Raw genomic sequence first — 25,977 nt, forward strand, 5'->3', positions numbered from 1 at the left:
ATTTTAGTTTCCAATGAAGGATTAATCTCCCCTAACTTGCGTTTAAGTTGACGAAGAATCAATGTCTTTTCCCGTTCAATACCTTGTTCGATACCTTGTTCGATACCGCGTTCAATACCTTGTTCGATACCGCGTTCAATACCTTGTTCGATACCTTGACGCATCCAACTGGTAGTAATTTGCATAACTCCCTCCTGTACGGGTTGACTAAATGTGCTAATCTCTTGTTGAAATTGTATCTCTTCGACCGGATTTAGATTGAGATAAGTATCAATAAATCCAGAAATTAATTGCATTTTTGCAGGATTTAACTTTAAAGTAATTAACAAGCGCAGACATTCCGCCTTAACTTTTGCTCGCTCTTTCTCTGCAATGTTCATCTTCGCCATCAAAGCTGAAGCAACCGGATTCGGTTGATTGAGAAAATCTCGCCAATTTAATCGATTTAACTGCACTACTTGATAGTTAAATTCTAAGACCTTAAAATCGGGAAAATCGACTACATATTGACTAATCGCTGCTCTTTTTGGCTTTGAATAAGAAAAAATTACAATCGGATAAATCGGGAAGACAAATTTCTCATGAAAGCGAGCAAAATAAGTAAACATTCGCCGGTTAAACCACTTTCGGGAACTTTCCTGCGCCTCCACATGAATCAGAAAAAAAGATTCCTTTCCTCGAAACTTAACCTGTGCGACTAAATCACTTTCATACCTTTCTCCTTCCGTGACATCGGTAAATACTTCTTTGTCTAAAAAAGTAATCGAGTCCCTATCTAAATAATCTATCAATTGAGGAAAAAATAACTCAATAAATTCGACAAAAAAGGTGGAGATTAACTCCTTAAATAAGCGATCGTGGTCAATATTATTAGTCATCTAATATCATCTTAACTAATCTGAGTGATGAATGACTACTCTTCTCTATTATATTCTGAAAAGTCGGTTTTGGCAACGGATTGTTATGACCTCACCCCCTAACCTAGGAGGAGAGGGGGATACTTTCCGTGTTAACCTTTCTCCAGAAGTTCAGAAAACGGGTTTCTCGGAGAAACCCGTTTTCTGTGGTTCTCAATTACTCCCTGATAATGACAATTTTAGCGGGTTGTTGCGAAGATGCGATCGCTAACGTCAAAGCTAGGCAGTTAAAGTATTTAACCAATTGATTAAATCTTCAACCGTAGAGAAATCGAATAAAGCTTCTCCTAATACTTCTACATCATCAATACTTAACTCCATAATTTTAGTTTCTAAGGAAAAATTAATCTCCCCTAACTTTCGTTTAATTGTAAGGATTCAGGTCATACAAAAAGCAGTCAAACCCATGCTGTGTAAGCATTTAGGCGAATTATGGACAAATCCTCATTCTCATTAAGAAACGCTGAAAGCCTTAATTTTCGTGCTTATTGAGAATGAACCTGTTAGTTTAGCGAGTTCTGAGATTTTAGAAGCCGCTCTGTGACTGCATTTGAGGCACCTGAATCCTTACGTTTAATTTGACGAAGAATCAATGTCTTTTCGCGTTCGATACCTTGTTCAATACCTTGTTCAATACCTTGTTCGATACCTTGTTCAATACCTTGACGCATCCAACTGGTGGTAATTTGCATAACTCCCTCCTGTACGGGTTGACTAAATGTGCTAATCTCTTCTTGAAATTGTATCTCTTCGACTGGATTTAGATTGAGATAAGTATCAATAAATCCGGAAATTAATTGCAGCCTCATCTAACCTTAAAGTAATTAACAAGCGCAGACATTCCACTAACCGATCACAAAAAAAACTGGAGCGAGCGCTTTTCGCCACCCCAGTGCTGTCACGGAATTCAATTCTGTATCTAAATTAACACATTATTGGCAGCAAGCATAATTAAGGAAATTGGAAATTTTTCCAAAAGGGGTTTCCAAAGGCTGTAACCTTGACTGACAGGGGATTTCGAGCCTGATCAGTCCAAAGTTTTTGGAGTCTATCCTCGAAAATTAAACTTCGGCACTGAGATGTTCCCCCAGATGCACGGTTTTCACCCATTTTAAACGTTTAGGACGCAAAGCCATCCGTAGGCTGACACTGGGAATAATAATAAACCAGTGCATCATATAAATCATGCCGCGAAGGGTTTGAGCAAGGATGTCTAAACCGAGAGCGAAAGTGAATTTTCTACCCGTATTGACTCGGATTAATCCTGTCACCATCCCCCAGAGAGAAAGGGAAAGAGCCAAACCAGTTAAAGGAGTTAAAATCGGAGCTTGATGCTGGGTAATAGTGATTAAAAGATCGGGAATAGCGGCCGCAGGTAAGATATATTGAACGAGCAAAAAAGCAATTAAATCAAACTTTTTTGGCCAAGGCATGGGAGACTTTAAAATCGCTTTCCAATAGTCGAGATAACGCTGAAAACCACCTTCGGCCCAACGATTGCGCTGATGCCATAAAGCGATCGCAGTTGTCACCCCTTCTTCTGCTACTGCGGGAAAATTTAAGACATTAATTTTCCAATTATCGATATGGAGACGAATAGTTAAATCAAGATCGTCGGTGATCGTTTGTTCATTCCAACCCCCGCAACGATTTAAGGCACTACGACGGACAAATTGACCATTTCCGCGCAATTCTCCGATCCCTCCCACCGCGATCCGTTGCTGTTGGAAACAGCTATCAAAGATCATTTCTACCGCTTGTCCTTTTGTCCAGAAGTTTTCGGCGGCATTGGCGATCGCTTTTCGCACCTGTACCGCACCCACTTCTCGATCCTCGAACATTGGGACCACATGACGCAGTAAATCGGAGGATAATCCCGCATCGGCATCGAATACGCCGATAATTTCCCCGTTAGTTAGGGATAAAACCTGATTCAAGGCCCCGGACTTGCCACCTCCAGCATTAGCAGGACGATGGAGAATTTTTAATTGGGGATATTCTAAAGCAAGGCGATCGAGAATCGCACCCGTGTTATCGGTACTATAGTCATCGACGATCCAGACTTCTAACTTATCTTGGGGATAGTCTAGATGACAGAGATAATTAACCAGTTTCGTGATTACGGTTTCTTCATTTTTGGCCGCTACTAAGAGGGAAACCCTGGGGACAGAGGTTAAATCCCAATCTGGTAAAGGAATTGGCGGAGTTTCTGGTTTCGTGAACAGCAGCCGCAAAGCTTGCCCCGATAGTACCATAGTTAAGGCGATAATTGCCCAATAACCCCAACTCAGCCAATGAAGTACGATAATTATTGTCCAGATCGCCATGAGGCTAAAAGCCGCTTTCTGTCTGCGTCCTGATCGGCCTTGAAAAATTTCGCTCCTAAATTCCTCCTCCTCGTCTTCGGGATCGGACCAGTCAGATAGGAGGGAACCGATCGGGTCTAATTCTTCGTTATCATCCTCTCGCGACCAATAATTTTCTGCCATAATCGACTCAGGTTAAGTAACTGTTCAAATAGAAGCTTATTTCTTGCTTTATCTTACCGAAAATTGTTAAAATTTTTAACGGAATCTTAAGTTTTTTTCGGGAAAGAAACCCCAGTTTTTCAGGCTATTGGTTCCTTTTACCCGATAAATGCGCTTTTTTGGGCTAAGATTACTTTGTTTACATTCGTTGAGAAAATTTAACATTTATCCCCTATGTCAAACCTGCTCCTCTGTGTCGGACTGATTTGTGGCTCAATTATTTGGGTGGAGATCGTGCGTGATTGCTATCATGCTCTGGCCCACCATTGGCAGCCCCTTTATCGTCTGCACGTCTGGCATCATCGGGTTTTTCGTCCCGATCTGTCGGTCATGAGCGAGGAAATTTATCGTCGGGCGCACTGGTACAATGATGTACCGGAGGCCTTGGTTATGTTGGCTGCCAGTGTTTTGCCTGTACTACTGGCCTACTATTGGGGGTTCGATCGCCCTTGGTTGGGTTGGTTAGGCTCCCTTTATACTTTGGCTTTTCTCAGTACGGCGATCGGTCGAGGTTTAGGTATGGCAAATCTGGACGAATTAACCGATTTAACCCATCGTCCGGGGCAATTTGAGAGTTTACCCGCTCCATGGCGCGTTAATCGTACCTACCACTGGCGACACCATTTTGATAACCAAAAGGCTTATTATTGTGGCACTTTTACCTTTATGGATAAATTGATGGGGACGGCACTTTCTCTCAAGGGCAAAACGATCGCCATTACCGGAGCGAATGGAACTTTAGGGCGATCGCTGTTAAAGTACCTACAACTGAAGGGAGCCAAGGTAATCGCGCTCACTTCTGGGGAGAATGCGATCGCTATTGAAATTAACGGCGAATCAGTACCCATAAAAACCGTAAAATGGCAAATCGGTGAAGAAACGCAACTTGAAGACCTATTTAAGTCTGTAGATATACTAATTTTAAATCATGGCGTTAATGTCCACGGCCAAAGAACCCCAGAAGCGATCGAATTAGCCTACGAAGTGAATACTTTTTCCGTCTGGCGTTTAATGGAATTATTCTTCAAAACTGTCCGCACTAACGAGCAAATTGCCCGCAAGGAAGTCTGGGTGAATACCTCGGAAGCGGAGGTTAATCCTGCCTTTAGTCCCCTCTACGAACTCAGTAAACGAGCGATCGGTGATATGATTACCCTGCGTCGTTTAGATGCTCCCTGTGTGGTAAGAAAGCTAATTCTTGGCCCTTTTAAGAGTAATTTAAATCCTGTGGGTATTATGTCCGCCGATTGGGTGGCTAAACAGATTATCAAGGCGGTACAGAGGGATAGCCGCAATATTATTATTACTATTAATCCCTTGACTTTTATCACCTTCCCAATTAAAGAATTCTCTGTTTCTACCTACTTAAAACTATTTACTCGTTCCCCAAAAAAACAGAAAAATCCCTAACTATTTATCCTTAATCGGGTATCAGGACTATTTTTCCTCGCACTCTTTCCGATTCACTATAACTATGAGCTGCTGCCACCTGGGAAAAAGTATAGGTGCGATCGATTCTAACAGTTAATTTTCCCGATTCGATCGCTTCTTTGAGAAATTGCCAGTCGGACGCTTGTGCTTGAGCAAAAAATATCAGTTTCCCTTTTTGGGGCAACCAAGCACCGAGATAATTTAGGAGGATAATTCCGGGATTTGGGAGGGTGGTTATATAGGTGCCTTGGGGTTTTAAAAGCTGACGACAGTGCCAAAAAGAAGACTTAGCCACAGCATCGAAGATTATATCATATTTCCGCTCGGTTTTTCTCCAATCTTCTTGAGTATAATCGATAACTTTATCGGCTCCTAAAGAGGTGACATAATCGATATTTTTACTACTACAAACTCCATCTACTTCTGCGGAGAAAATTTTTCCTATCTGCACAGCAAAACTACCCACTCCTCCCGATGCACCATTAACTAAAATCCGATTTCCTGCTTGAATATTGCCAAAATCTCGCAAGACTTGCAAAGCGGTAGAAGCAGCTAAAGGAGTGGCGGCAGCTTCAATAAAACTCTGATTATGCGGTTTTTTAACTAAGAGGGAAGCGGGAATAATTGCATATTCAGCATAGGTTTTACCGGGCAATTGATTGAGAAAACCAAAAACCTCATCTCCGATCTGAAATTGTTCCACCTGACTGCCTTTTTCAACGATAATTCCTCCATAATCAAAACCTAATTGCAGGGGAAACTTATTACCTGTGGCTATTTTGAGCATCCCCCGACGAATCTTCCAATCAATCGGATTAATTCCCGCTGCCATAATCTTAATTAAGACTTCCTTAGCTTGGGGAATTGGCTTTTCTATGTCTATGTATTGGAGAACATTACTATCGCCATAGCGATTAATGATAATAGCTTTCATAATTAAGAAAAAAGTTGATAAAATAGTAAGGGAGCAAAAGTAATGACCAAGAGAACAAAAATCCAAACTCGTCCCGCTAAAAGATTATAATCTTGCCCTAATCTTGACCAAGAGTGACCAGCGATAAAATGGCCGAACAGAAATTCAAAACCCACTGTTAATAGTAACCAAATTAAACCGATGGTAATTGCTTGACCGGACGATTCTAGACCCCAAAAATAGACAAGAGTGCCAATATAAAGACTAAAAAAGAGGATTCCTGTCAGGGTAGAAATTTGATGAGCGCGTAGTTCATCGAGATATTTTCCGTAGGTGCTTTCCCTGAGAATACCGTTACTAATTCCTATTACGATCATCGGGAGCCATGCAACAATGTAGCGACTAATCATAAGTTGTTGGTTTAGAACTCGCTCTAATTGCATTATATACCGTAGCTGCTCTGGGCAAATCTCTCAAGGCAAGAGAAAAAGACAAAAATTGCATTTATCCCATTAATTGGCCATTTTTCTAGTTACGGCGTTTCTCATAAAGATGAAGTATAAACTGATCGGGTATCGTCTCGGAGTCTCACCAAAACGAAAACTTCATACCTCACCATTAAGATAACTGCCATAAGTGAGGATAGGGGTGACAGTAGGGGAAATTGTTAATTTTTTTGCTAATTCAGCTAAATCATCCGAAAAATGTCACACTAGAGGTAGAGGAGCGTCAACTATCAATCATCAGCTTTCAGCAATTTTTGGCTATTTCCCCAGGGTATTGCTGGCAGCCGATGGGAAAAAAGAATAACTTCAACCCTGACGTTATCTGCTATCGAGGAGGCTAATTCTATGGATAATACGGAAACAATCTCAGTCGATCAGGATACCAACAAACTCTATAATAAAATTCTCGTGGCTGTGGATTATCAAGATCCCACTCCAGAGGTTTTGAATACGGCTATTCTCTTAGCGAAAACCTACGCTAGTGAGTTGCGGATTATTTATAGTCTGTCCAAACCTTTGACCCCCTACACGGAAACTTTTATTTATGGTAATCTGATCGGTTATGGTGGCGGTTATCCCTCCGATATGATCGCCTTAGAACAACAAATCACCGAAGAAATGCAAGCGGAATTACAAGCTTGGTTAAACGGTTTAGTCGATCGAGCTAAGGAAGATAATATCACGGCCAAGGCTGATTATTATATCGGTGATCCGGGGCAGAAAATTTGTCAAGTTGCCCAGCAAGAGGGGATAGATTTAATTATTGTTGGTCGTCACGGTCGATCGGGTTTATCTGAGCTAATCTTAGGTAGTGTCAGTAATTATGTGGTGCATCATGCTCCCTGTTCAGTTTTGGTAGTACAAATTACTCATTAATTAGAAAGGGTTGAAATCCATTTTTTGCTGTCCATTGAATCGCTCCATCTCTCCCGGTCCAGTAAGTCTTAATCCGGGCCTTTCTCAGTTGATTTTTGGCATTGCGGGAGAGATTGGTGGTGACAGCGATCGCTGTTTGAGGTCGAATGGACTCTAACCATTGTTTATCTAGATTACTTCCCTGCCATAATAACACTAGAGGGCTGAATTCTTGGGATAAATTAACGGGATTTTTCGGGTTGACAATCCATAGCCAAGATTGATTTTTTACCTGAAATTTAAATAAATTTTTCTCGATCAATTGTCCAGTAATTTCGCCAAGATTAAATTTTTCTAACTGGGATAAAGTAATAGTTTTTTGGATTGGTATGCTCTGACTGATAGTTGAGAATTGCGCCGAATTATTGACGGTTATTGCTCCTTGTATTTGATTAATTCCCTCCTGTCGCAAAAAAGGCAAAACTGTATAACGTGCTGTTGCGGGTTCCTCCCCATTAATTAAGAGAGTATTTCCTCGATTTTGAATAATGATTACCGGTTGCGATTTGGTGGCTAAAACTGTCACCTGAGTTAAAGTAAAATGCTGATAAATAATCGGTATTAAAATTAAAGTGAGGATAAATAAACCAACTAAATGCCACCGTTGACGAAACCAGATATTAAAGCAGATTAAGGTAAGGCAAATATAAATAATTAACATCACTCCTAAAGATAATTTACCTGTGGAGTAGGTACTAAAAGGAAGCCGACTAAAAAAGGTGGTAATTTGCAGTAATAACTCTAGAGGGTAATAGAGAATACTAGCGCTGATACTGCCCAAAGGGGGATAAATTAAACCTAAAAAAGCAGTAAAAACTCCTCCTAAACTAATCAGGGTAACTAGAGGAGTTGTGATAATGTTAATCGGGATATTATAAAGAGCGATCGAGTTAAAGGTAAACATTAATAAAGGCATAGTCCAGAGAGTGGCAGCTAGACTAATAGCTATAGGTTCAGCGATTAAATTAGGGAAATAGTCAATTTTATTTTTCAGTAAGGGAACGGTAATAATTAATCCCAAAGTCGCTAAAAAACTTAGCTGAAATCCTAAATCCCAAATCCAGAGAGGTTGCCATAATAATAGAATTGTAGCTGCTAGTAACAGGGAGCCTAAACTATTAACTTGTCGATTATAAAGCAGACCGATTAATGCCCCAATTCCCATCAAAATCGCCCGCATAACTGAAGGTTGTAACCCTGTTAAGGTGCCGTAAATTATTAAGATAGTAACGGCAATAATAAACTGTTTTTTGGGTGATAAATTGCGAGTAATAGTTAAAACAAATCCCAACAAAATAGACACATGAAAGCCAGAAGCTGCTAAAATGTGAGCTAATCCAGTTTTAATAAATAAATCTGTGATTTTTGCTGGCAAATTAACCGCTTGTCGTCCGAGGGTAATCGAACTTAATAAAGTGCCTTTTTCTTGGCCTATTCCTTGAATTTGTGCCTCAACAATGCGCTGACGAATCTGCCAAACTCCCCAAGTCGGTGATTTTTTATCAATAATTATTTCCCCTTTTAAACCAGCAAAAGCACCCTGACGCGCTAGATAATTAGCAAAGTCAAAAGCACTAGGATTATTGGCACGACGGGGACGATAAAGTAATCCTTTAACTGTTATTTCTTGTCCGGGATAAACCTGATTTTCTGCTAGATTGGGTAGAGTAACGTAGAGTTTACCCTCGGATTTTTTTGTGGGTAAATTCCTAAGGCTAAATTCTTTTACTTCTAACCAAAATTGTAAATTTTCTCGGCGATTGAGACGGATTTCTGATATAATACTCCCCGTGATTTTAATAGAGTTAACCACATTATTTTTTAAAAGATGACTGATATCGTTTGCGCTGGGGTAAGGAGTGCGAATTTCTAGATAAACAACGGCAAATATAGCTATTAATCCCGCTATCAGCCAAATTTTTTTCTGGGGACTTTGCCACCAAAAACGACGGATAAAAATTGTGGTTAACGTGGTAATTAGACTAAGAATAACAATTCTAATTACCACTTCTTGCCATCGGTTTAACTGGGGACTAAAATCTACCAGACCTGTAGATAATAATCCCAGAATATAGGCTAAACCAAAAATCACACTATTAGGGCGATTCATAGAAATTTTTGTCAAAGAATTTCAGAATTAGGGAGCATTATTTTTACCTAAGTATCAGCGAAAATCGAGATTAAAAAGTAACTTAGCATAAACACTATGGGGATCGTTAAATGTCGGTAACTTCAATAATTCCTGCTGAAAATTTTGCCATTCCTGCGTCAAAGGGTAATTATTTTTAGTGAGAGGAGGAAGATAGGTTTGCAAGAAATTAGAGAGAAGTTCTTCTTGCCAACTTTGCGATCGAGGATATTCTTGAAGACTCCAATCATCCCCTAATTTAGCTGTTTTGGCCGCATATTGTACTGCCACTTCTAGACCACCAATTTGATCAACTAAACCAATTTTAACCGCATCTTTTCCCGTCCAGACACGACCTTGGGCCACAGTTCTAACCTTGTCTGGGGATAATTTTCGCCCCTTGGCTACCGTCTCGATAAATAAATCATAGAACCGATTAACTGCCGCTTGATAAATTTCTAATTCTTGGGGATTTTTCGGTCTGGTAATAGTAGATATATCGGCTAATTCTCCAGTTTTCACTGTATCCCAATCGATGCCATTATTATTAGCAATCTTCTGGATATTTAACAATAATCCAAACACACCGATGGAACCAGTAATTGTATCATTATCGGCAAAAATTCTTTGACCCCCCATGGCGATCCAATAACCCCCAGAAGCTGCCACATCACCCATAGAAATAATTACCGGTTTGGTCGCATCTAAACGCTTAATTTCCCGCAGAATCACCTCAGAAGCGGTGGCACTTCCCCCCGGACTATTGATCCGCAAAACTACCGCTTTCACCTCCTCCTTCCCCTGTAATTTTCGCAGTTCCTTCGCCAATTTATCCCCACCGATTTGGCCTCTATCTCCCTGACCTTCTACGATTGTCCCTTCTGCATAAACTATCGCTATTTGATCGCTACTATTTTCCTCCTCATCGAGAGAACTAGCATAATTAGCTAAAGAAATTTGCGAAAAAGAGCCAGAATTTCCCTCCTCATTAGTTTTATTTTTTGCTTCTCCCGTCAACTCTTTAGCTAAAACAATTACTCGATCTAAATAGGCCACTTCATCAACAAAACCCGCCTTTTTCGCCGTGGTTGCTTCCAGAATACCTTGAGTATCAGAAATAGTTTGCACCTGTTGGGGGGTTAAATTGCGACTTTTGGCCACTGTGGAACTATAGTTAGACCAAATTGTATCGAGTAGGGTTTGCAGCTGCTGACGATTCTGGACACTTAAATCCTGACGCGTATAGGGTTCCACTGCACCTTTAAAAGAACCCACTTTTACCACTTGTACCCCCACACCATACTTTTCTAGTGCATCGGCAAAAAAGGTTTGTTGACTACTTAAACCATTAATTTCCATTCTCCCCACGGGATTAATAATCACCGTTTCAGCAACGGAAGCGAGATAATATTCCTTTTCCGTCCATTCCATATCGTAGGCGATAATTTTTTTACCCGATTGGCGAAATTTTGCCAAAGCTTGCCGCACTTCCGTCAGGGTAGCATAGCCATATTCACCGATATTGTCGCGACCATAGAGTAACAGACCGACAATGTTATCATCAAGGGCGGCCTTTTCGATCGCCGCTATCACCTGTCGCAAATTTAAAGTGGTCGTACTCTCACCGGTCAAACTATCGGCTAAACTGGAACTAGGGGGAGCATCGCTGATATTGGTGGCTAAGTTAAAAACTAAGACTGATTTTTCCTTAACTAGGGAGCTATCGCTAGAAATAAGGGAAGAAAGCAGTAAAAATGCTAATCCCCCCACACCTAAGGTCGAAAATGCCAATAATCCCAATAAAGTTCCCAAGCAACTAGCGAAAGCTTGTTTAAAAAACTGCCCCATCGGTTTCTATCCACTACTAATTATCCTGTTTTCCATTGTAGGGATTCCCCGCCCAGAAACAAGTTTTTTATCTGCAAACAAATGTACTAAAATTATTGAGGATAGTGACTGGAGTTGTGAGGTGTCATTTCAGTTATCAGTTACCAGTTATCAGTTATCAGTGACTATCACTGGTCGTCGGTAGCTTGAAATCAGCAAGATTTGAATTTTCATCCCCTTGAAAGGGGAGGCCTGTTACCTCTTGTTCTTGGTCAAGGGATCGGCTAAGATTGTGATAGACAATTTCCAGTCAAAGAGATGAATCAATTAAATTGAAGATAGATTCTGTCTTTGATCCCCCCTTCCCCCCTTGATAAGGGGGATGTCTGGCAATTTTTAACACCTACCTACTTAAAAGAGATGAATCAATTAAAACCCAAACTCGTCAATTATCCGGATTGGGATCGAAAAGAACAAATTAAACGAAATCGTTCGGCTTTGGCTATCTTAGAACAAAGACGACAAAAACGGTCACAAATAACCGATGAGCAAGACCAACAAATTTCTGAGTGTTTGCTCAATTTTCAGACTGCGATTGATAATGCTCGTCCTTTGGGTTCAAAGCTTTATAGCCAAGGATGATTGTCTTTATCGATTCGGGGGTTTTGGGTTTATTAACTCATCCTAAAAAAGCGGGTAAACCTGCTGAATGCGAAGACTGGCTTTATTCACTTTTGTCCAAAGGCGTTTATGTAGTTAGTTCCGATATCTGTGATTATGAAGTCAGAAGAAGCCTATTATTAGAATCGGTCAAAAAAAATTCCTTTAATAGCCTAGATAATCTTAATGAATTACGCAATGTCATTGATTTTTTAAATTTAGATACCGAGGTGATGTTAGAAGCGTCACAAATTTGGGTAGAAACTCGAAAGATTGGCAAACAAACGGCTGATAATTACAATATTGACGTAGATATTATTATTCTTGCTCATTGGCAGTTATTAAAAAAACAATATCCGAGTCGTTATCTAGTCATCGCTACTACTAATGTCAAACATTTTCAGGGATTCGCAGAAGCTTTAAATTGGCAAGATGTTAACCTATAACAGCTTTGATATTGATCATTTTTTCACTTTAATTACTTAATCTTATGCAGTTTATTGATCGCGCCGAAATAGAAGTAGAAGGGGGTAAGGGAGGTGATGGAATTGTCGCTTTCCGTCGGGAAAAATACGTCCCCGCTGGCGGTCCGGCCGGAGGTAATGGGGGAAAAGGTGGTTCGGTGATTTTCGTGGCGACTCAGAACCTGCAAACCCTGCTAGATTTCCAGTATAGTCGCTATTTTAAGGCCGATGACGGTAAACGGGGCGGCCCGAACAACTGCACCGGGTCCAACGGTAGCGATCGCATTATTAAAGTTCCCTGTGGTACAGTGGTTTACGATCTCGATAGCGAGGAAATTATCGGCGATTTGGTCACTCCCGAACAGACTTTAATCGTGGCTGCCGGGGGAAAAGGGGGATTAGGCAACCGCCACTTTTTAAGTAATAATAATCGCGCACCCGAATACGCTTTACCCGGTTTAGACGGAGAAAAACGCCATTTACGCCTAGAATTGAAGTTATTAGCGGAAGTGGGCATTATCGGGCTGCCCAATGCGGGAAAATCCACCCTAATCTCGGCTGTTTCCTCTGCTCGTCCCAAAATCGCCGATTATCCCTTTACGACTCTCATTCCTAACTTGGGAGTGGTACGCAAACCCACGGGAGATGGGACGGTATTCGCCGATATTCCGGGATTAATCGAGGGAGCGCACCTAGGAATCGGCTTAGGACACGAATTTTTGCGCCATATCGAACGCACACGCCTGTTAATTCATCTTGTCTCCTTGACATCAGAAGACCCGATCGCCGATTATCAAATTATCCAAGGAGAATTAGCCGCCTATGGTCGGGAATTGGAAAAGCGATCGCAAATACTGGTTTTCAACAAAATTGATGCTGTGGACGAGGAAACGATAGATAAATATCAAAAGCAGTTTGCTAAAATAACCAATGCCGAGATTTTGACTATTTCCGCTGTTACGGGAGCCGGATTAACCACTTTACTCGCCAAAGTTTGGCAGCAATTAGAGCAACTGGAGAGGGTCGAGGATGAAACCCCTTCCCTGTTTTCCTAAAATCGCTCGTTAGTTATTGGGCTGCCGGGGTGCGGGTGGTCGGCGATTGCTCGGTCTTCTTTCCGTACCTTCAAAGTTACCATTAGAACGACGGGTGCGGCGCTGTTCAGCTTCATTTTCGGCCGCATAGACTTCTAGATAAAGAGAGCGACCCACACTCGCGGCCGCCATTTCTAGGGTAGTTCTAATCGCCTGTAAATTGCGTCCTCCCCGGCCGTAAACTTTGCCTTTATCGACATCATCGAAGGCTACACGCACCCAAAGACGTTCATTTTCCTTACAGCGCTCGATATCCAATCTCAGACTGGCTGGATCTTCCAAAAACGGCTCGATCATAAATTTCACCAGTTCGAGATAGTTGGGGGTACTAGGCATTGATTTTCTCGAAAATTTTCTGTTTGGTGAGAATGCCGCGCACGGTGTCCGTCGGTTGCGCGCCTTGTTGTAAGCGTCGGATAATCCCTTCTTCATCCAGACGTACTTCATCGGTGCGGGGATTGTAGAATCCTAACTCCTCTAGGGGACGACCATCGCGACGACTGGTGCTAACGGCCGCAACGATACGATAACTGGCTTCGCGTTTTTTACCAAAGCGTTTTAGACGTAATTTGATCATGGTTACTCAAAAATTCTCCTTTCCGATTCTAACTCATCCAGGCGGTAATTCCACAAGTGGCGATCGAGGGAACGGTCGGCAGCCCTTCGATATTATCGAAAATAACGCCGATATCTTAATGGTGAGGTACAAAGTCGAAGTGTGTTAGCCAAAACTAACACACCCGCAATTAAGATTAAATTAAACCTCTTGCATAATTAGGGTTGGCTGAATAATGGTAAAACCCTTTTAAAATAAGGCTTTTGACCTGCTAAAATCCGATGTTCATGCTGCGAAAATAGGATTAAGACCTTCAAAAACCTTGCATTATTCTTCTTTTAGTACACAAACTGGTACAAAAAAAAGAGGATAACAAAGCCTGAAACGACCGGCTACTGACTCCCGGCTACTGACTCCCGGCTCCTGACTCCTGACTCCTAACCCTAACAACAATTTTTGATTTTTACAAGAGGTCTAGTTTTTACCCCTCTCTAACCGTAAACTTTCCCATAATACTCTTGATATTCTTTGGATAACAAAGGTTGCCACCAATCCCGATGATCGAGATACCATTGAATGGTTTTTCTTAATCCCCCCTCTACCGTTTCTTGAGGTTGCCAACCTAATTCGGTGCGAATTTTACTGGCATCAATAGCATACCGGCGATCATGTCCGGGCCGGTCCTTGACAAAAGTAATTAAATTCTGAGCGGGTTTCACGGGTAAATCGGTGGCCAATTCATCCATTAACTCACATAACATCCTGACTAAATCGATATTTTTTACCTCATTATTTCCGCCAATATTATAGGTTTCTCCCGCTTTCCCCTTGTGAATAACTGTATCTAAAGCTTGACAATGATCCCGAACATATAACCAATCTCGAACATTTTGACCATCACCATAAACGGGTAAAGGTTTACCCAAAAGAATATTAATACACATCAAAGGGATTAACTTTTCGGGAAAATGGTAGGAACCATAATTATTAGAGCAATTAGTAATAATTGTCGGCATTCCGTAGGTATGAAAATAAGCTCTCGCTAGATGATCACTCCCCGCTTTTGAAGCAGAATAGGGACTATTAGGAGCATAGGGAGTCGTTTCGGTAAAAGCTGGATCATCTACTCCTAAACTGCCATAAACCTCATCGGTGGAAACGTGCAGAAAACGATAGTTATCGTGTTGATGATTACTTAACCAATGTTGTCGAAAACTTTCTAATAGAGTAAAAGTTCCCACCATATTAGTTTGCACAAAAGCCCCAGGACCGAGAATCGATCGATCCACATGGGATTCGGCGGCAAAATGGGCAACTGTATCGATATTTTCACTAGCAAATAATTCATCAACTAAAGCTCGATCGCAGATATCCCCTTGCAGAAAACGAAAATTCTTTCTATCTTTCAGTGTCGCTAAATTATTCAAATTGCCCGCGTAGGTAAGAGCATCAAGAACAATGACACGATCCTCAGGATAATTCTCGCACCAATGATGAACAAAATTCGAGCCGATAAATCCTGCTCCACCAGTAACTACTATGCTTCTAGCTTGATTTTCCGTCGTCATGGCCACCTCTAGCAAAAGTTTGCTACTTATTTTAGGCCTTTTTGCTTCACACTTCTTCATCAAAAGTGATCTGATCGGAACGATAATCCGGCGGTTCAACGTGAATTAAAATTCTCACAGGGCTAAATTGTTGGGTTAATCTTGCTTCTACCGCTTCCGTGATTGCGTGAGCAGTTTCCACATCTTGAGCGGAGACAACTAGGTGCATTTCTATAAATACCTGTCTTCCCACCACTCCCCGAGACGCGATCGCATGACAATTAAGCACCCCCGGCACCTCCATCACAATTTGATGAATCACTTCAGGAGCGATCGCCATTTCATCCACTAACAAAGGTAAATTCTCCATCAGGACTTTCCAACCACTGCTAAACACCAAAAAAGCGACGGGAAAGGACAAAATCACATCTAACCATTGTAATTTGGGAATATTAGCCGTATTGCCCACCCAAACCCCGACTAAACCCAATAAAACCGTAATTGTCACCCACACATCACTCATGGTATGACGAGCATCGGCAATCAAAATCGCACTACCGACACGCTGCCCCACCGATCTTTCATAATAGGTGACAAAAATATTCACCCCTAAAACGATAATTAATAGCCATAACTCAGGACCTGCAATCTCGACGGGTTTTCCTCCTTTGATAATACGCATGACCGCCCCTTGCAAGATTTCAAAACAGGCAATCCCCAAAAAGGCGGCGATCGCTAAAGCTCCGATCGCTTCGTATTTCAGATGTCCGTAGGGATGATCTCGATCGGGATAGGGAGAGGAAAACCGCATCGCTACCAATCCCAAGACATTATTCGCACTATCGGTGACACTATGGAGAGCATCCGCTTGCAGACTTAAAGCACCAATTCTCAAACCCACCCCCGCTTTGATCGCCATAACCAAAATGTTCAGCAGCAGGGTGATCCAGAGAACCTTTTGGACGGTAGCCCGATTATCTTTTAAAACAGCCACAGGATTATCAGTTATCAGTTATCAGTTATCAGTTATCAGTATTAATTTTCCCACTCCTATCTCCGTTTTTTTCCTTTTTACTTTTGGCTCTTCTAGAGTACTGGACAGTGGGAAGTTCTTGCCGGGGGGGGAAATCTGGCTATCCCCAGGATGTTCAGGCTGAAATTTTGGCTAAAGTCGAAGCCTTTGAACGTTTTGTTACTCTCAATGCCCTTGCCCTTGGTTTGCTCCAAGTTCTCAGTTTAGAATTGCCTAAGACCATTTGGGCAGACTTCCCTCGCTGGTTTCCCACTCTTCCCTGCCATGGCTTCCCGAGCGAGCGGATTGCTCTACTCGCCCGGCAACACCCTCGCCCAAGCCTTTTTCCCGCAAAGCCCACCCAGTCTACTTTTGCCTAAATTACTCGCCGCCAAACCCGACCCCATCCCCAATCCTGATCTGCTGGACTTAGCCGCATAACCGTTACTCGATTTCACCACTCTCAACTTCGTACTCTCCAGGAACGAAGAGCCAGATAAAAAAACCTAGAAATCAGATTTTAGGATGGGAAACAAGTTGAATATCGATTTTATTTCTCTTGAATTCCCACTCTTGACCTCTTAGCCTTCTGATCTTCCAGAAATTTTCCTTGTCGCCGGAGAACTAGGGACTTGCGTGGGAATAATATCCCAGCCAGAAAATCTCTCTGTAGAAGACTCAGGGCTCTTCTGGTTTCTGTGTGGCAACGAGGTCTATACTGATAGGTTCTTCAGCAAAATAGTCCTAAAAGTCTTTCCCAGTAAACATTTCACGATTCTATAAGCAAAAATTATCACACAAAGTCGAGAAGAGCCGAATCAGACCAGCCCTAAATGGCACATTATCAAAGCGCAAGTCCCCTATGATACAATGGCATCAAAAAATAGAGGAAAAATTTTTTTATCATGGACAAGGTGTCAACACCAATTCTATCAATCGTTACTCCAACTCTGGGCCAATTTTCCGAATATTGGTTGCAACAACTTCTGGCAATTCAAGGAGAAGTAGAATTTATTTTGGTTTATCCTCCCGGGGCAGTTACCGCTTCCGTAGAAGACCCCAGAGTGAAAATTTTTCATAGTCTTTATCAGGGAGAAACAGCCCAGAGAGCCGTCGGTCTTCTCAATGCTTCCGGTCAATATGTGTTGGCTCTCGATGATGATGATTTCTTGCATCCCCAGGTGGTTGCCTTAGCGAAAGATTACTTTGATAATTTTCCCCAAAGTTGGCTCTTACGTCTCCATAAGGGGGGAATTGATTATCTCGATGAGGAAAAAATTAAAGCTCCCTGGCCGGAGCTACCCGCTATCAATCAGTTAAATATCTCTAGAAAAAGACAAGATAAATACCAAGATTTAGTGGAAGTTCCTATCGCTCCCCTAGATAATCCTTTCGAGTTAAGACTAGCTTTATGGCCCTACGCCAAAAGAAAAGATTTTCATGGCTATCATCTAGAACCTTTCAATAATAATATTTGGAAAACAATCCTGGTGAAAGAAGCCTTAGATGATTTTGTCCGCAATATGAGGATAGGAGAAATTTTAACTTGGTTGCCTCTCTGGGGATTTGATAGAGCTTTAGGGTTATTTCTGCAAGCGAAGTTTTTTCAAAAAGATATGTATATCGGTCATTGGATGCCCGAACCCAGTCAAATAAGATATATAGTCAGACCTTACTCCATGAAAACCCCCAGAATTCTTTTTCCTTCCGATGCTTTACTGGTCAAGCGATTTCCCCAGTATGGTTATTTCTGGAATCTTGTCTTCGAGGAGTTATACAATGGCATCAAGACCAAAATCAAAAGTCTCTGGAAAGCATGACTAATTATCGTGCTTCCTATGAGTTATCAACAACTCCCCATCTACTTCCTAATTCGCAAAATTCCAGAAAAGCTGCTGAAGGAACATGAAGCAGGGTGAGCGCATCCCAAACGCTATTGACAATTGGCCAATTTTGTGATAGGATTGCCTTCCATGCCTTTTGAGCGATAGCAATCAATTGAAATGCTTACGAACTCGACCCATTTGGTCGGTTGTTTCCTAAACATTGAGGTGGCAAATTCTCCTCAAATATGCTTGAATCGCCCTCTGGGTAAGCAACCCACATAAATTTTATTTTGTCAAGGATTGTTAGGATGCGCTGACCGTGTTGGCGTCGTGTTTACAAAGACATCTAGGATTTTACTTGAGTGGAGGAATCTATGTTTGACACAACAAAACCAATCAATCAAAAACAAATTATACAAATTGTTCCATTCTACACTAATGATGGAGATTTCAACGTTATTTTAGCTGAAGCGATTAGAGCAGAAACTGGTATAGTAAGCCGCTTGATCAACTATAAATCTCTCAGGAATATGGACGATCCCAGGGTTTTGTCTTCATTGATAACTCCAGATTGTTTGGGGGTTCTCCTACATTATAACTGTAGACACTACGATGTTCCCCATTGGCTCTTGAGAGTATTACAATATCTCACAAAAACTAGAGACTTTCAATTAATTATCCTAGTCCATGAGTTCAGCGCAACTTACACAAGAAAAGGTATAATTTTCCCCGCTTTTAGATTTTTACTAACTTCTTATCAAATCTTAAGATTAGCTGATTCAATCGTAACTACTACTTCCAGAATTGAAAATATAGTTTCACGATTGACTGGAAAAACTGAAGTTATTTGCTTACCAAATTTTTCTACTATGGGTGAACCCCAATGTATTCCTCCTCTCAAGGAACGCCCACCATACCTTATTGTTTTCGGTTCCCAGCACACTCGCCCCCTAGTCTATACAAAATTCAGTAAAAACCTGTTAAAAGCCTGTCGAGCTTGAGGCATTGAACGCATTTATGATGTTGGTTATCCCTGTGATTTGAGTACCACAGAAGGTCAATTCAAAGGAATAGAGATAGTCCCTATGGGATTTCAGTCTAATCAGGTTGTTAGTGAATTAATGTTAACTTCACGGGGAGGCTTTCTAGATTATAGCCGTTTTCCAAGAGATTTAGGCAAATCCACTGTCTTTGCCGCCTATGCCGCCCACGGTTTGGTTCCAGTTCTAACAGACTATAACCCTTCTGAAGCCGATGGAGTAGAAAATAATAAACATTATTTAGTAGCTGATGAAAATCTGTCTAGTCTCGATTTGACTCAACTTCAGCAAATTGCTGACAACGCTCACAGATGGTATCAAGACCATAATTTGATCAAAGTCGCCAAGTTTTACGGTTCGTATTTTAATCCTGATGTTAAACCTGATTTCGGGAATTAAAAAGTTCAGGTAATTCAATCTGACTTTTTTCGTAATCTTGGGGGATGCCTATGTCAATAAAATATTCGTCAGAAATAAAGCCATACATAGGAATTTTCTCGGTATAAACTTTGAGAAAGTCGTCCTCAAAAGAAAATTTTGATGGCAGATCAAAGCTGGATAATATGTTTTTCCATACACAATATATGCCGCCATTAATATAGCCCTTATCTTGATATTTTTTGGATTCAAACCCGATAATTTTTTGGTCATCGTCTAGCAGAACATTATTATAACGATCAAAGTCAGTTAGCGGCTTCAGAGCAACAGTCATCAGGGATTTCTTTTGACTATGTAAATTAATTAAGGCGGATAAATTGACATTAAACAAGGTATCTCCGTTAACAATTAATGCTTGTTCGGTTTGAATTTTATTTAGTGCCAACTGGATCGCTCCTCCAGTTCCCAAGGGTGTATCTTCTATCAGATAAGTCAGTTCGTATTCCTTGTAATTATCGCCAAAATGATCGATAATTTTCTGATGTTCATAGCCCACAGAAACTAAAAATTTGTTGGTAATTTTTTGAGAAATTAGGTAATCTAATAGATATTCTAAAAAAGGTCTGTCAGCAACGGGAGCCATGGGTTTTGGTAAACTGTTGATCACTGATCGCAACCTGGTTCCTAACCCACCCGCCAGAATAATTACATCCATAGATACACCTCAAAAATTTGAATTATTGCCAATCTTTTAAAAACTATTTTTAGGGTTACAGGGATAATCCTTCCCCGTTGATCCTTGGCTTGTTATAATGTCCATGCTTGGGTTCCGTATTTGGTAAAGTGAAAATTAATCACTTGGCCTCCTGCTGATTTCAAAGCTTTAATTACTTCGATTTTCTTGGTAGGATCGACCATAAAGATAATAAAACCACCGCCACCTGCTCCCGATATTTTGCCTGAATAGGCCCCGGTTTCCCTAGCTACCTGATAAATGCGATCGATCTCCGGATTACTAATTAATTTGGATAATTTCTTTTTCGCTTCCCAAGAAGTTCTCAGAATTTCTGCTATCCCCATAAAATCTGATTTAAGCAGTGCTTCTTTAAAGAGAATTGCTTCTTTTTTGAGTTGATGGGTAGCGGCGATCGCCTGCTCATTTTTTTCTTGGACATTCTGAATTTGATCCTCAATTACTTGAGATGAGTAGCGAGAAATGCCTGTATAGTAGAGGATCAGAGAGACTTCTAATTCATTGATCACCCAATTTTTAATTCTCAAAGGATTAACTATGACTCGATCTTGTTCATAAAATTCCATAAAATTAAAGCCGCCAAAAGTGGCAGCATACTGATCCTGTTTGCCCCCCAACCAGCCTAGATCAATTCGTTCGATCTCGTAGGCTAAATGGGCGATATCGTACTCGCCTAGGGGTAATTTTAACAGTTCCACAAAGGCTTTAACTATGGCCACGGCTAGGGTAGAAGAAGAACCCAATCCCGAACCGGCCGGCGCATCGGAAAAGGTGGTGATTTGCAGCGGCAAAGGTTGCCCTTGATTAAAGTCTTTAATCAAACGATTGTAGACCGCTTTATGCAGATCGAGAACGCCGTTATAGGGGAGAGGAAACTGAAGGGTTTCTATTTGTTGTTCTCCTCGATCGGCGGCAACAAAAATGACTTGTTTGTCAGTAATTTCCGTGACTGTACAGTAGGCATAGAGATCGATAGTAGCGTTGAGAACGTAACCCCCATAAAGACTACAGTAAGGCTCGACATCGGTGCCGCCACCACCTAAACCTAATCTTAAAGGAGCTTTGGTTCTGATGATCATGGGTATGCTGTTTAGGTTGATTTTTTGCTAGGGGATTTTAGTTGGGAAAGATCGCTTCTTCGATCGCTAAACAAATAGTATGAAGAACAAAACCATGACCTTCTTGAATGCGCGGGGTACTGGTGCTAGGAATCATCAAACAATAATCGGTTTTTTCCTCTAGAGCTAATCCCTTCGCCCCAGTTAAACCGATGCTAGTGAGACCTTTTACTTGACAAACTTTGAGAGCTTGATGGATATTGGCGGAATTTCCCGAAGTGGAAATACCGATAAACACATCACCAGGGTTTCCTTCCGCTTCTATCTGGCGGCTAAAAATATATTCGTAACCATAATCGTTAGCAATCGCTGTTAAACTGGCGATATCGCTATTGAGGACGCGAACTGGTAAAGACTGTCTTTCTTTCAGAAATCGGCCGTGCAGCTCACCGCCAAAATGGATAGCATCGGCTGCACTGCCCCCATTACCGGCGACTAATACTTTGTGGTTGTTGCGATAAGCATGGATACATACTTGGCAAATCTCTTGGATTTTCTCTAGATATTTTGTCTCGGTTAGTAGTTTTTTCTTCAGGTTATAAGCTTCTTCCAATTCAGTCTTGATTAAAATTGACAGAGAGGGATCGCTCTGGAAACTATCCAATTTTTTGTTTGATTTTTCCACCATTCGCATAGGTTTGATTTTCCAATTTTTATTAGTTGAATAAATTTAACTCTCAATAGTATCAAAAGACCAGAATCGCTGTCCATTAATTGGGTACAAAACCCCTAGCATGGTAGAATTGATCACGGGACAAGAAAAACAGGCCGATGATAGTTCTAGAGAAACCTAGAGCGATCGAGTCAAAAGAGTGATCTTTTGCCTGTTATTCTCGGAATATACGACAAACGCAGCCAACTCTAGCACAATTTGTTTTGTTTGTAAATAAATTTTTGATGTATTCTGGCCGGGATGGGGGATTTCTGAGCGGGGGATTCAACCCTTGCGAGTCTTGGCCTTTTGTTTGGCTGGACAAAAATGTTAACAATTCCTGACAATACCGCCGATATAATCAAAAGCCCAAAGGCCTGACGGCGTATAATATGCCGTGATTGCTATACTCTAACACCTAGATAGGGTTTGCTGAAAAAGTTTTTCCTGGGGGCAGGGTGTGGGGTGTGGGGTGTGGGGTGTGGGGTTTTCCCAGTTTTGAGGTGGCCAATTACCTAATTTTCAGGGAAAAAGTGCCTAAATTTCCCCCCGCTCACTCCCAGAGCCAGTACTTTTTGATTGACAAAAGATCTAAAAGTCTTACCCAACAAGGTTTTTAGATTTATTCAGCCAGCCCTAGATAGTAAGGAGAAGCAATTTAGTCGAGAAAACTAGCACAAATCGCTACAATCCCTCGAATTTTGTCTTTCCATCGGTTCAAGCTCTCGTCTCTGACAGAAGAACTGAGAATTCTAGTCCCCGACTCGAAAAAGTCCCACATCATGAATCCTTTCCCCGCAATTTCTGTCAATGACGGCGACCAAAAATACCCGTCTCCGCCACCTCCTGGCAATTCTGACCACGAAAGCGAAGATAGATCAAAAAAGAACAAAGCCTTATTTCTCGATCGAGATGGGGTAGTTATTGACTATATCCCCTACCTGAGTAAACCAGAACAGGTGAGCATTCCCGCCGGGGCAGCGGCTGCCTTAAAACAGTGGCAGGATGCCGGCTATCTGCTGATCATCATTACCAATCAATCGGGACTTGCTAGGGGCTATTTCACTTGGGACGATCTAGCGGCGATTCACGGGCGCATGATCGAGGAATACCGACAATTGGGCGTGCATTTTCACGATCTTGCCATCTGCCCGCACCATCCCGACGAAGGTTGTCCCTGCCGCAAACCCTCCCCCTATCTGCTGCTGGCCGCCGCCCACCAATACGGAATCGACTTAGCCGGCTCGTTGTTTATCGGCGATGCGGCCAGTGATCTAGAATGCGCCCTAGAAGCTGGTTGTCAGCCCGTATTGCTCTTAACAGGGCGAGGAAAAGTCACCCTTGGGGAGATCGAGAAATACCCAGTTCAGATTCCTGTATATAGCCAACTAAAGGAAACGGTAGAATTATTGTCAAAAACCGCTGCCGAACCATAATTATGAGAATATTAGTCCTTTTTTGCCATAACTTTCCCTATCCACCTAGTCGCGGGGCAACCGAGGGGAGAACTTTTAACCTGATCAAATGTCTTCATCAAAACCACGATGTCACCCTGTTCGCCCGTCGGGTGGAGAATGTCACGGAAACTCAGATCGAAGAACTCAAAACCTTTACCGATCATCTTGTCTTATTTCCGCCCCGGCAAATTCCCGCTCAAGACAAGGGACTGACAAAACTAATCGGTCAAACAGGGCGCTTTCTGGGGGGAACTGTTTGAGAGTTTTACCGCCATAAAAATTGATTTTTTGGAGCCTAATCATGAAAGTTTTAATAGTGGGAAATTACGTCAACGATCGGCAGATCAGTATCAATCGTTTTGTCGGTTTAGTGGAGAAAGGACTCAGACAAAAGGGACACGAAATTCGGCGAGTGCAAGCACAGCCTATTTTCGGTCAACTGAAATCCTCTCCCCAGGGAATCGGCAAGTGGTTAGGGTATATTGATAAGTTAATTATTTTCCCAGTGCAGTTACGTCAGCAGCTTGATTGGGCCGATATCGTCTGCATTTGTGATCAGGCGTTATCCTATTTAACTCCCTATCTAAAAGATCGCAAATATTTTGTGATCTGTCACGATCTGCTGGCCATTCGTTCCGCCCTAGGAGAAATTCCTGAAAATCCCACCAGTTGGACGGGAAAACAGTATCAGGCGATGATTTTGCGAGGATTCAAACAGGCTAAATATGTTGTCTGTTCTTCCGAAGCTACTCGTGCCGATGTTCTCCGTTTAACCAAAATTACCCCCGAACAAACGGAAGTGATCGAGGATTGCTTGAGTGAGGGATACGGTCCGATGACAAGAGCAGCGGCGGTAAATCTAGTGGCCAAATTTAACATTAATAGTGATTGTCCCTGGCTAATTCATGTCGGGGGCGACCAATGGTATAAAAATCGATTGGGATTGCTGAAAATATTCAAGAGGTTAATCACTTTCCCCGGTCTGGAAAATTGCCGATTGATCTTGATGGGAAAACCTTTGCTACCGGATATGCGAGAATTTGTTAATCAGAATAACTTGTCCGCACAAGTAATCGAATTAGGAACCGTCTCTGATAATGACTTACGCGCCTTTTATTGTCTAGCAACTGCTTTAATTTTTCCCTCCTTTCAGGAAGGATTCGGTGTTCCCGTTATTGAAGCTCAATCCTGTGGTTGTCCCGTCTTTACCTCCAATCGTCTCCCCATGACTGTTATCGCTGACGATGCAGCCGTTTATTTCGATCCCACTGAACACGAGGCCGCCGCTACTATTATTGCAGAAAATCTTCTCGCTCCCGATCGCCTGGAAGATTTGAAACAAAAAGGTTTTATCAATGCCACTCGCTTTACTTACGAAAGAATGATCCAATCCTACGACCAATTATTGCCAAAATTGTAGTCTAGAGCTTTTTGGCGACTCATTATCATCATTCCTCACATCAGGACAGCCCAATTACCTGTTATCGAAAATTTGGGTTTAAAACCCCGTCGTTTTACGGCGGTTTTTCTTTGATGTAGCACTTAAGAACTTCATAAGGCACACCTCCCACAGAAGAAACAAAATAACTAGGAGACCATTCAGTTATCAGTTATCAGTTATCAGTGATCAGATGTGAGTTTTTAACTGTGCAGTATTAAATAGAATTTTCCTACTGTCTTTTTACTGTTTACTGATCACTGTTTACTGATTACTGATTACTGATCACTGTTTACTGTTTACTGTTTACTGATCACTGATTATAGACTACAGACACACCCATTCTAACCCAATGAAAGCAAGGTATCAATACCGCATTTACCCAACAGACCAACAAAAGAGGCTTTTGTCTCAATTGTTCGGGTGTGTGCGTGTTGTGTGGAACGATACCTTAGCCTACTGCCAAGAACTATATCGAAAAGGAGAGAAAAACCCTAAATATACAGAGTTATCTGAAAGACTAACTCAATCAAAAAAAACAAAAGAAAAAGAATGGTTAGGGGAAGTCTCAGCTATTCCTTTACAGCAATCTTTAAGAGACTTAGAACAATCCTACTCTAACTTTTTTGGCTCTTCGGTTTGTGTTCTGCAATGAACGGGGGTTATAAGGGATGTAACCCTTATATAGAAAGGCATTTAGCGATTTTTGTCAATTGTTTTTGCTCTAGAGCGAACTAATCAATTAAGTCTCTTGCCAGATAAGGATTTAGTCGATTTATGCCCCCCTATCGAACCATAACAAGTAACGAAGAGCCA

General features: G+C 41.6%; 26 protein-coding genes and 4 pseudogenes. 14 read left to right on the forward strand and 16 right to left on the reverse strand.

All coding sequences use genetic code 11. From position 1 onward, the window contains the following. On the reverse strand, window positions 1–878 hold an 878-nt coding region (locus tag IM456_RS20180), incomplete at its 3' end, for an RpnC/YadD family protein (RefSeq protein ID WP_287712799.1). A gap of 31 nt (window positions 879–909) precedes the next feature. Between IM456_RS20180 and IM456_RS20185 the strand changes: the two genes are divergently transcribed. Then, window positions 910–1,128, forward strand: a complete 219-nt coding sequence (locus IM456_RS20185; RefSeq protein ID WP_287691155.1) for a hypothetical protein — start codon at window positions 910–912, stop codon at window positions 1,126–1,128. An 8-nt stretch (window positions 1,129–1,136) separates the two neighbouring features. Here IM456_RS20185 and IM456_RS20190 read toward each other — a convergent pair whose 3' ends face one another. From IM456_RS20190 to IM456_RS20200, 3 genes and pseudogenes are all read right to left on the reverse strand, one after another. Beyond that, window positions 1,137–1,295: a DUF4351 domain-containing protein gene (locus IM456_RS20190; protein WP_353737716.1), complete on the reverse strand. Its 159-nt coding sequence runs from the start codon at window positions 1,293–1,295 to the stop codon at window positions 1,137–1,139. Window positions 1,296–1,483: 188 nt separating this feature from the next. Beyond that, window positions 1,484–1,760: pseudogene (locus IM456_RS20195) on the reverse strand (hypothetical protein); the annotation flags it as partial. Between the two features lie 218 nt (window positions 1,761–1,978). After that, a complete protein-coding gene (locus IM456_RS20200) occupies window positions 1,979–3,406 on the reverse strand; it encodes a glycosyltransferase family 2 protein (protein WP_287691151.1) in 1,428 nt (475 codons plus the stop codon). 213 nt (window positions 3,407–3,619) lie between these two features. Between IM456_RS20200 and IM456_RS20205 the strand changes: the two genes are divergently transcribed. Beyond that, window positions 3,620–4,855 carry a bifunctional sterol desaturase/short chain dehydrogenase gene (locus IM456_RS20205; RefSeq protein WP_287691149.1) on the forward strand — a complete coding sequence of 412 codons (1,236 nt, stop codon included), beginning with the start codon at window positions 3,620–3,622 and terminating at the stop codon, window positions 4,853–4,855. 10 nt (window positions 4,856–4,865) lie between these two features. On the opposite strand, the gene IM456_RS20210 is transcribed toward IM456_RS20205, so the two are convergent. Both IM456_RS20210 and IM456_RS20215 read right to left on the reverse strand, forming a co-directional pair. Further along, window positions 4,866–5,810, reverse strand: coding sequence for an NAD(P)-dependent alcohol dehydrogenase (locus tag IM456_RS20210; RefSeq protein ID WP_287691147.1), 945 nt, complete (start codon window positions 5,808–5,810; stop codon window positions 4,866–4,868). Between the two features lie 2 nt (window positions 5,811–5,812). Beyond that, window positions 5,813–6,199, reverse strand: coding sequence for a hypothetical protein (locus IM456_RS20215; protein ID WP_287691145.1), 387 nt, complete (start codon window positions 6,197–6,199; stop codon window positions 5,813–5,815). A gap of 441 nt (window positions 6,200–6,640) precedes the next feature. Between IM456_RS20215 and IM456_RS20220 the strand changes: the two genes are divergently transcribed. Further along, window positions 6,641–7,171, forward strand: coding sequence for a universal stress protein (locus IM456_RS20220; RefSeq protein WP_287691143.1), 531 nt, complete (start codon window positions 6,641–6,643; stop codon window positions 7,169–7,171). Here the strand turns inward: IM456_RS20220 and IM456_RS20225 are convergent. Continuing rightward, entirely contained in the window at window positions 7,161–9,320 is a 2,160-nt protein-coding gene (locus tag IM456_RS20225; RefSeq protein WP_287691161.1) for a ComEC/Rec2 family competence protein, read from the reverse strand. The genes IM456_RS20220 and IM456_RS20225 overlap by 11 nt on opposite strands. Before the next feature lie 54 nt (window positions 9,321–9,374). Then, window positions 9,375–11,186 carry a signal peptide peptidase SppA gene (gene sppA / locus IM456_RS20230; protein ID WP_287691141.1) on the reverse strand — a complete coding sequence of 604 codons (1,812 nt, stop codon included), beginning with the start codon at window positions 11,184–11,186 and terminating at the stop codon, window positions 9,375–9,377. A gap of 399 nt (window positions 11,187–11,585) precedes the next feature. Here sppA and IM456_RS20235 point away from each other — a divergent pair, with 399 nt between their 5' ends. The 3 genes from IM456_RS20235 to obgE are packed head-to-tail and all read left to right on the forward strand — an operon-like array spanning window position 11,586 to window position 13,344. Next, window positions 11,586–11,807 carry a hypothetical protein gene (locus IM456_RS20235; protein ID WP_110577738.1) on the forward strand — a complete coding sequence of 74 codons (222 nt, stop codon included), beginning with the start codon at window positions 11,586–11,588 and terminating at the stop codon, window positions 11,805–11,807. After that, on the forward strand, window positions 11,804–12,271 hold the full coding sequence (locus IM456_RS20240) for a type II toxin-antitoxin system VapC family toxin (RefSeq protein ID WP_149986092.1): 468 nt from the start codon (window positions 11,804–11,806) through the stop codon (window positions 12,269–12,271). The genes IM456_RS20235 and IM456_RS20240 overlap by 4 nt, the downstream gene beginning before the upstream one ends. Window positions 12,272–12,315: 44 nt before the next feature. After that, window positions 12,316–13,344, forward strand: a complete 1,029-nt coding sequence (obgE, locus tag IM456_RS20245; protein WP_149986091.1) for a GTPase ObgE — start codon at window positions 12,316–12,318, stop codon at window positions 13,342–13,344. Between the two features lie 9 nt (window positions 13,345–13,353). On the opposite strand, the gene IM456_RS20250 is transcribed toward obgE, so the two are convergent. Beyond that, complete coding sequence (locus IM456_RS20250) at window positions 13,354–13,719, reverse strand: KH domain-containing protein (RefSeq protein WP_149986090.1); 366 nt, start codon at window positions 13,717–13,719, stop codon at window positions 13,354–13,356. Next, entirely contained in the window at window positions 13,712–13,960 is a 249-nt protein-coding gene (gene rpsP / locus IM456_RS20255) for a 30S ribosomal protein S16 (RefSeq protein ID WP_002780060.1), read from the reverse strand. Before rpsP ends, IM456_RS20250 begins: the two co-directional genes overlap by 8 nt. On the opposite strand from rpsP, the gene IM456_RS20260 reads away from it, so the two are divergent. Further along, window positions 13,959–14,108, forward strand: coding sequence for a hypothetical protein (locus IM456_RS20260; protein ID WP_172970490.1), 150 nt, complete (start codon window positions 13,959–13,961; stop codon window positions 14,106–14,108). The genes rpsP and IM456_RS20260 overlap by 2 nt on opposite strands. Before the next feature lie 322 nt (window positions 14,109–14,430). On the opposite strand, the gene rfbB is transcribed toward IM456_RS20260, so the two are convergent. Together rfbB and cdf31 are read right to left on the reverse strand one after the other, a co-directional pair. After that, window positions 14,431–15,507: a dTDP-glucose 4,6-dehydratase gene (rfbB, locus tag IM456_RS20265; protein WP_149986089.1), complete on the reverse strand. Its 1,077-nt coding sequence runs from the start codon at window positions 15,505–15,507 to the stop codon at window positions 14,431–14,433. Between the two features lie 46 nt (window positions 15,508–15,553). Next, the gene (cdf31, locus tag IM456_RS20270) at window positions 15,554–16,480 is read right to left on the reverse strand and encodes a CDF family zinc efflux transporter Cdf31 (RefSeq protein ID WP_149986088.1); all 927 of its coding nucleotides are present in this window, start codon (window positions 16,478–16,480) and stop codon (window positions 15,554–15,556) included. Window positions 16,481–17,403: 923 nt separating this feature from the next. Here cdf31 and IM456_RS20275 point away from each other — a divergent pair. The 3 genes from IM456_RS20275 to IM456_RS20285 all read left to right on the forward strand — a co-directional run bounded on the left by IM456_RS20275 (window position 17,404) and on the right by IM456_RS20285 (window position 19,763). Next, on the forward strand, window positions 17,404–18,318 hold the full coding sequence (locus tag IM456_RS20275; protein ID WP_149986086.1) for a glycosyltransferase family protein: 915 nt from the start codon (window positions 17,404–17,406) through the stop codon (window positions 18,316–18,318). Window positions 18,319–18,698: 380 nt separating this feature from the next. After that, window positions 18,699–19,325: a hypothetical protein gene (locus tag IM456_RS20280; protein ID WP_287691135.1), complete on the forward strand. Its 627-nt coding sequence runs from the start codon at window positions 18,699–18,701 to the stop codon at window positions 19,323–19,325. Between the two features lie 84 nt (window positions 19,326–19,409). Beyond that, window positions 19,410–19,763, forward strand: coding sequence for a hypothetical protein (locus tag IM456_RS20285; RefSeq protein ID WP_287691134.1), 354 nt, complete (start codon window positions 19,410–19,412; stop codon window positions 19,761–19,763). Here the strand turns inward: IM456_RS20285 and IM456_RS20290 are convergent. From IM456_RS20290 to IM456_RS20300, 3 genes are all read right to left on the reverse strand, one after another. Further along, window positions 19,741–20,457: a nucleotidyltransferase family protein gene (locus IM456_RS20290; protein WP_149986084.1), complete on the reverse strand. Its 717-nt coding sequence runs from the start codon at window positions 20,455–20,457 to the stop codon at window positions 19,741–19,743. The two genes, IM456_RS20285 and IM456_RS20290, sit on opposite strands and share 23 nt — an antisense overlap. A 92-nt stretch (window positions 20,458–20,549) precedes the next feature. Beyond that, on the reverse strand, window positions 20,550–21,575 hold the full coding sequence (locus tag IM456_RS20295) for a GHMP family kinase ATP-binding protein (RefSeq protein WP_149986083.1): 1,026 nt from the start codon (window positions 21,573–21,575) through the stop codon (window positions 20,550–20,552). 37 nt (window positions 21,576–21,612) lie between these two features. Further along, a complete protein-coding gene (locus IM456_RS20300) occupies window positions 21,613–22,248 on the reverse strand; it encodes a D-sedoheptulose-7-phosphate isomerase (RefSeq protein ID WP_002758308.1) in 636 nt (211 codons plus the stop codon). Window positions 22,249–23,048: 800 nt separating this feature from the next. Here IM456_RS20300 and IM456_RS20305 point away from each other — a divergent pair. From IM456_RS20305 to IM456_RS20315, 3 genes and pseudogenes are all read left to right on the forward strand, one after another. Further along, window positions 23,049–23,702 carry a D-glycero-alpha-D-manno-heptose-1,7-bisphosphate 7-phosphatase gene (locus tag IM456_RS20305; protein WP_287691133.1) on the forward strand — a complete coding sequence of 218 codons (654 nt, stop codon included), beginning with the start codon at window positions 23,049–23,051 and terminating at the stop codon, window positions 23,700–23,702. A gap of 2 nt (window positions 23,703–23,704) precedes the next feature. After that, window positions 23,705–23,980: pseudogene (locus IM456_RS20310) on the forward strand (glycosyl transferase family 1); the annotation flags it as partial. Window positions 23,981–24,024: 44 nt separating this feature from the next. Further along, window positions 24,025–25,143 (forward strand): glycosyltransferase family 4 protein, encoded by a 1,119-nt coding sequence (locus tag IM456_RS20315; RefSeq protein ID WP_149986081.1) that lies wholly within the window; start codon window positions 24,025–24,027, stop codon window positions 25,141–25,143. Between the two features lie 94 nt (window positions 25,144–25,237). Here IM456_RS20315 and IM456_RS23425 read toward each other — a convergent pair. Then, a pseudogene (locus IM456_RS23425) lies at window positions 25,238–25,321 on the reverse strand (IS200/IS605 family transposase); the annotation flags it as partial. A 192-nt stretch (window positions 25,322–25,513) separates the two neighbouring features. Here IM456_RS23425 and IM456_RS20320 point away from each other — a divergent pair. After that, window positions 25,514–25,795 (forward strand): annotated as a pseudogene (locus IM456_RS20320) (helix-turn-helix domain-containing protein); the annotation flags it as partial. Window positions 25,796–25,977: the final 182 nt, after the last annotated feature.

Source organism: Microcystis sp. M079S1, assembly GCF_020246425.1.
In the GTDB taxonomy this organism is placed as follows: Bacteria; Cyanobacteriota; Cyanobacteriia; order Cyanobacteriales; family Microcystaceae; genus Microcystis; species Microcystis aeruginosa.

Bases quoted from the DNA above. Each gene is read 5' to 3' on its own strand.
- sppA (WP_287691141.1), bottom strand. From the start codon at position 11,186: ATGGGGCAGTTTTTTAAACAAGCTTTCGCTAGTTGCTTGGGAACTTTA.
- IM456_RS20305 (WP_287691133.1), top strand. From the start codon at position 23,049: ATGAATCCTTTCCCCGCAATTTCTGTCAATGACGGCGACCAAAAATAC.
- IM456_RS20220 (WP_287691143.1), top strand. From the start codon at position 6,641: ATGGATAATACGGAAACAATCTCAGTCGATCAGGATACCAACAAACTC.
- IM456_RS20250 (WP_149986090.1), bottom strand. From the start codon at position 13,719: ATGCCTAGTACCCCCAACTATCTCGAACTGGTGAAATTTATGATCGAG.
- IM456_RS20215 (WP_287691145.1), bottom strand. From the start codon at position 6,199: ATGATTAGTCGCTACATTGTTGCATGGCTCCCGATGATCGTAATAGGA.
- IM456_RS20290 (WP_149986084.1), bottom strand. From the start codon at position 20,457: ATGGATGTAATTATTCTGGCGGGTGGGTTAGGAACCAGGTTGCGATCA.
- IM456_RS20275 (WP_149986086.1), top strand. From the start codon at position 17,404: ATGGACAAGGTGTCAACACCAATTCTATCAATCGTTACTCCAACTCTG.
- IM456_RS20280 (WP_287691135.1), top strand. From the start codon at position 18,699: ATGTTTGACACAACAAAACCAATCAATCAAAAACAAATTATACAAATT.
- rfbB (WP_149986089.1), bottom strand. From the start codon at position 15,507: ATGACGACGGAAAATCAAGCTAGAAGCATAGTAGTTACTGGTGGAGCA.
- IM456_RS20285 (WP_287691134.1), top strand. From the start codon at position 19,410: ATGGGATTTCAGTCTAATCAGGTTGTTAGTGAATTAATGTTAACTTCA.
- IM456_RS20210 (WP_287691147.1), bottom strand. From the start codon at position 5,810: ATGAAAGCTATTATCATTAATCGCTATGGCGATAGTAATGTTCTCCAA.
- IM456_RS20315 (WP_149986081.1), top strand. From the start codon at position 24,025: ATGAAAGTTTTAATAGTGGGAAATTACGTCAACGATCGGCAGATCAGT.
- IM456_RS20300 (WP_002758308.1), bottom strand. From the start codon at position 22,248: ATGCGAATGGTGGAAAAATCAAACAAAAAATTGGATAGTTTCCAGAGC.
- IM456_RS20185 (WP_287691155.1), top strand. From the start codon at position 910: ATGACTACTCTTCTCTATTATATTCTGAAAAGTCGGTTTTGGCAACGG.
- rpsP (WP_002780060.1), bottom strand. From the start codon at position 13,960: ATGATCAAATTACGTCTAAAACGCTTTGGTAAAAAACGCGAAGCCAGT.
- IM456_RS20240 (WP_149986092.1), top strand. From the start codon at position 11,804: ATGATTGTCTTTATCGATTCGGGGGTTTTGGGTTTATTAACTCATCCT.
- IM456_RS20235 (WP_110577738.1), top strand. From the start codon at position 11,586: ATGAATCAATTAAAACCCAAACTCGTCAATTATCCGGATTGGGATCGA.
- IM456_RS20260 (WP_172970490.1), top strand. From the start codon at position 13,959: ATGGTTACTCAAAAATTCTCCTTTCCGATTCTAACTCATCCAGGCGGT.
- IM456_RS20295 (WP_149986083.1), bottom strand. From the start codon at position 21,575: ATGATCATCAGAACCAAAGCTCCTTTAAGATTAGGTTTAGGTGGTGGC.
- IM456_RS20200 (WP_287691151.1), bottom strand. From the start codon at position 3,406: ATGGCAGAAAATTATTGGTCGCGAGAGGATGATAACGAAGAATTAGAC.
- IM456_RS20225 (WP_287691161.1), bottom strand. From the start codon at position 9,320: ATGAATCGCCCTAATAGTGTGATTTTTGGTTTAGCCTATATTCTGGGA.
- obgE (WP_149986091.1), top strand. From the start codon at position 12,316: ATGCAGTTTATTGATCGCGCCGAAATAGAAGTAGAAGGGGGTAAGGGA.
- IM456_RS20205 (WP_287691149.1), top strand. From the start codon at position 3,620: ATGTCAAACCTGCTCCTCTGTGTCGGACTGATTTGTGGCTCAATTATT.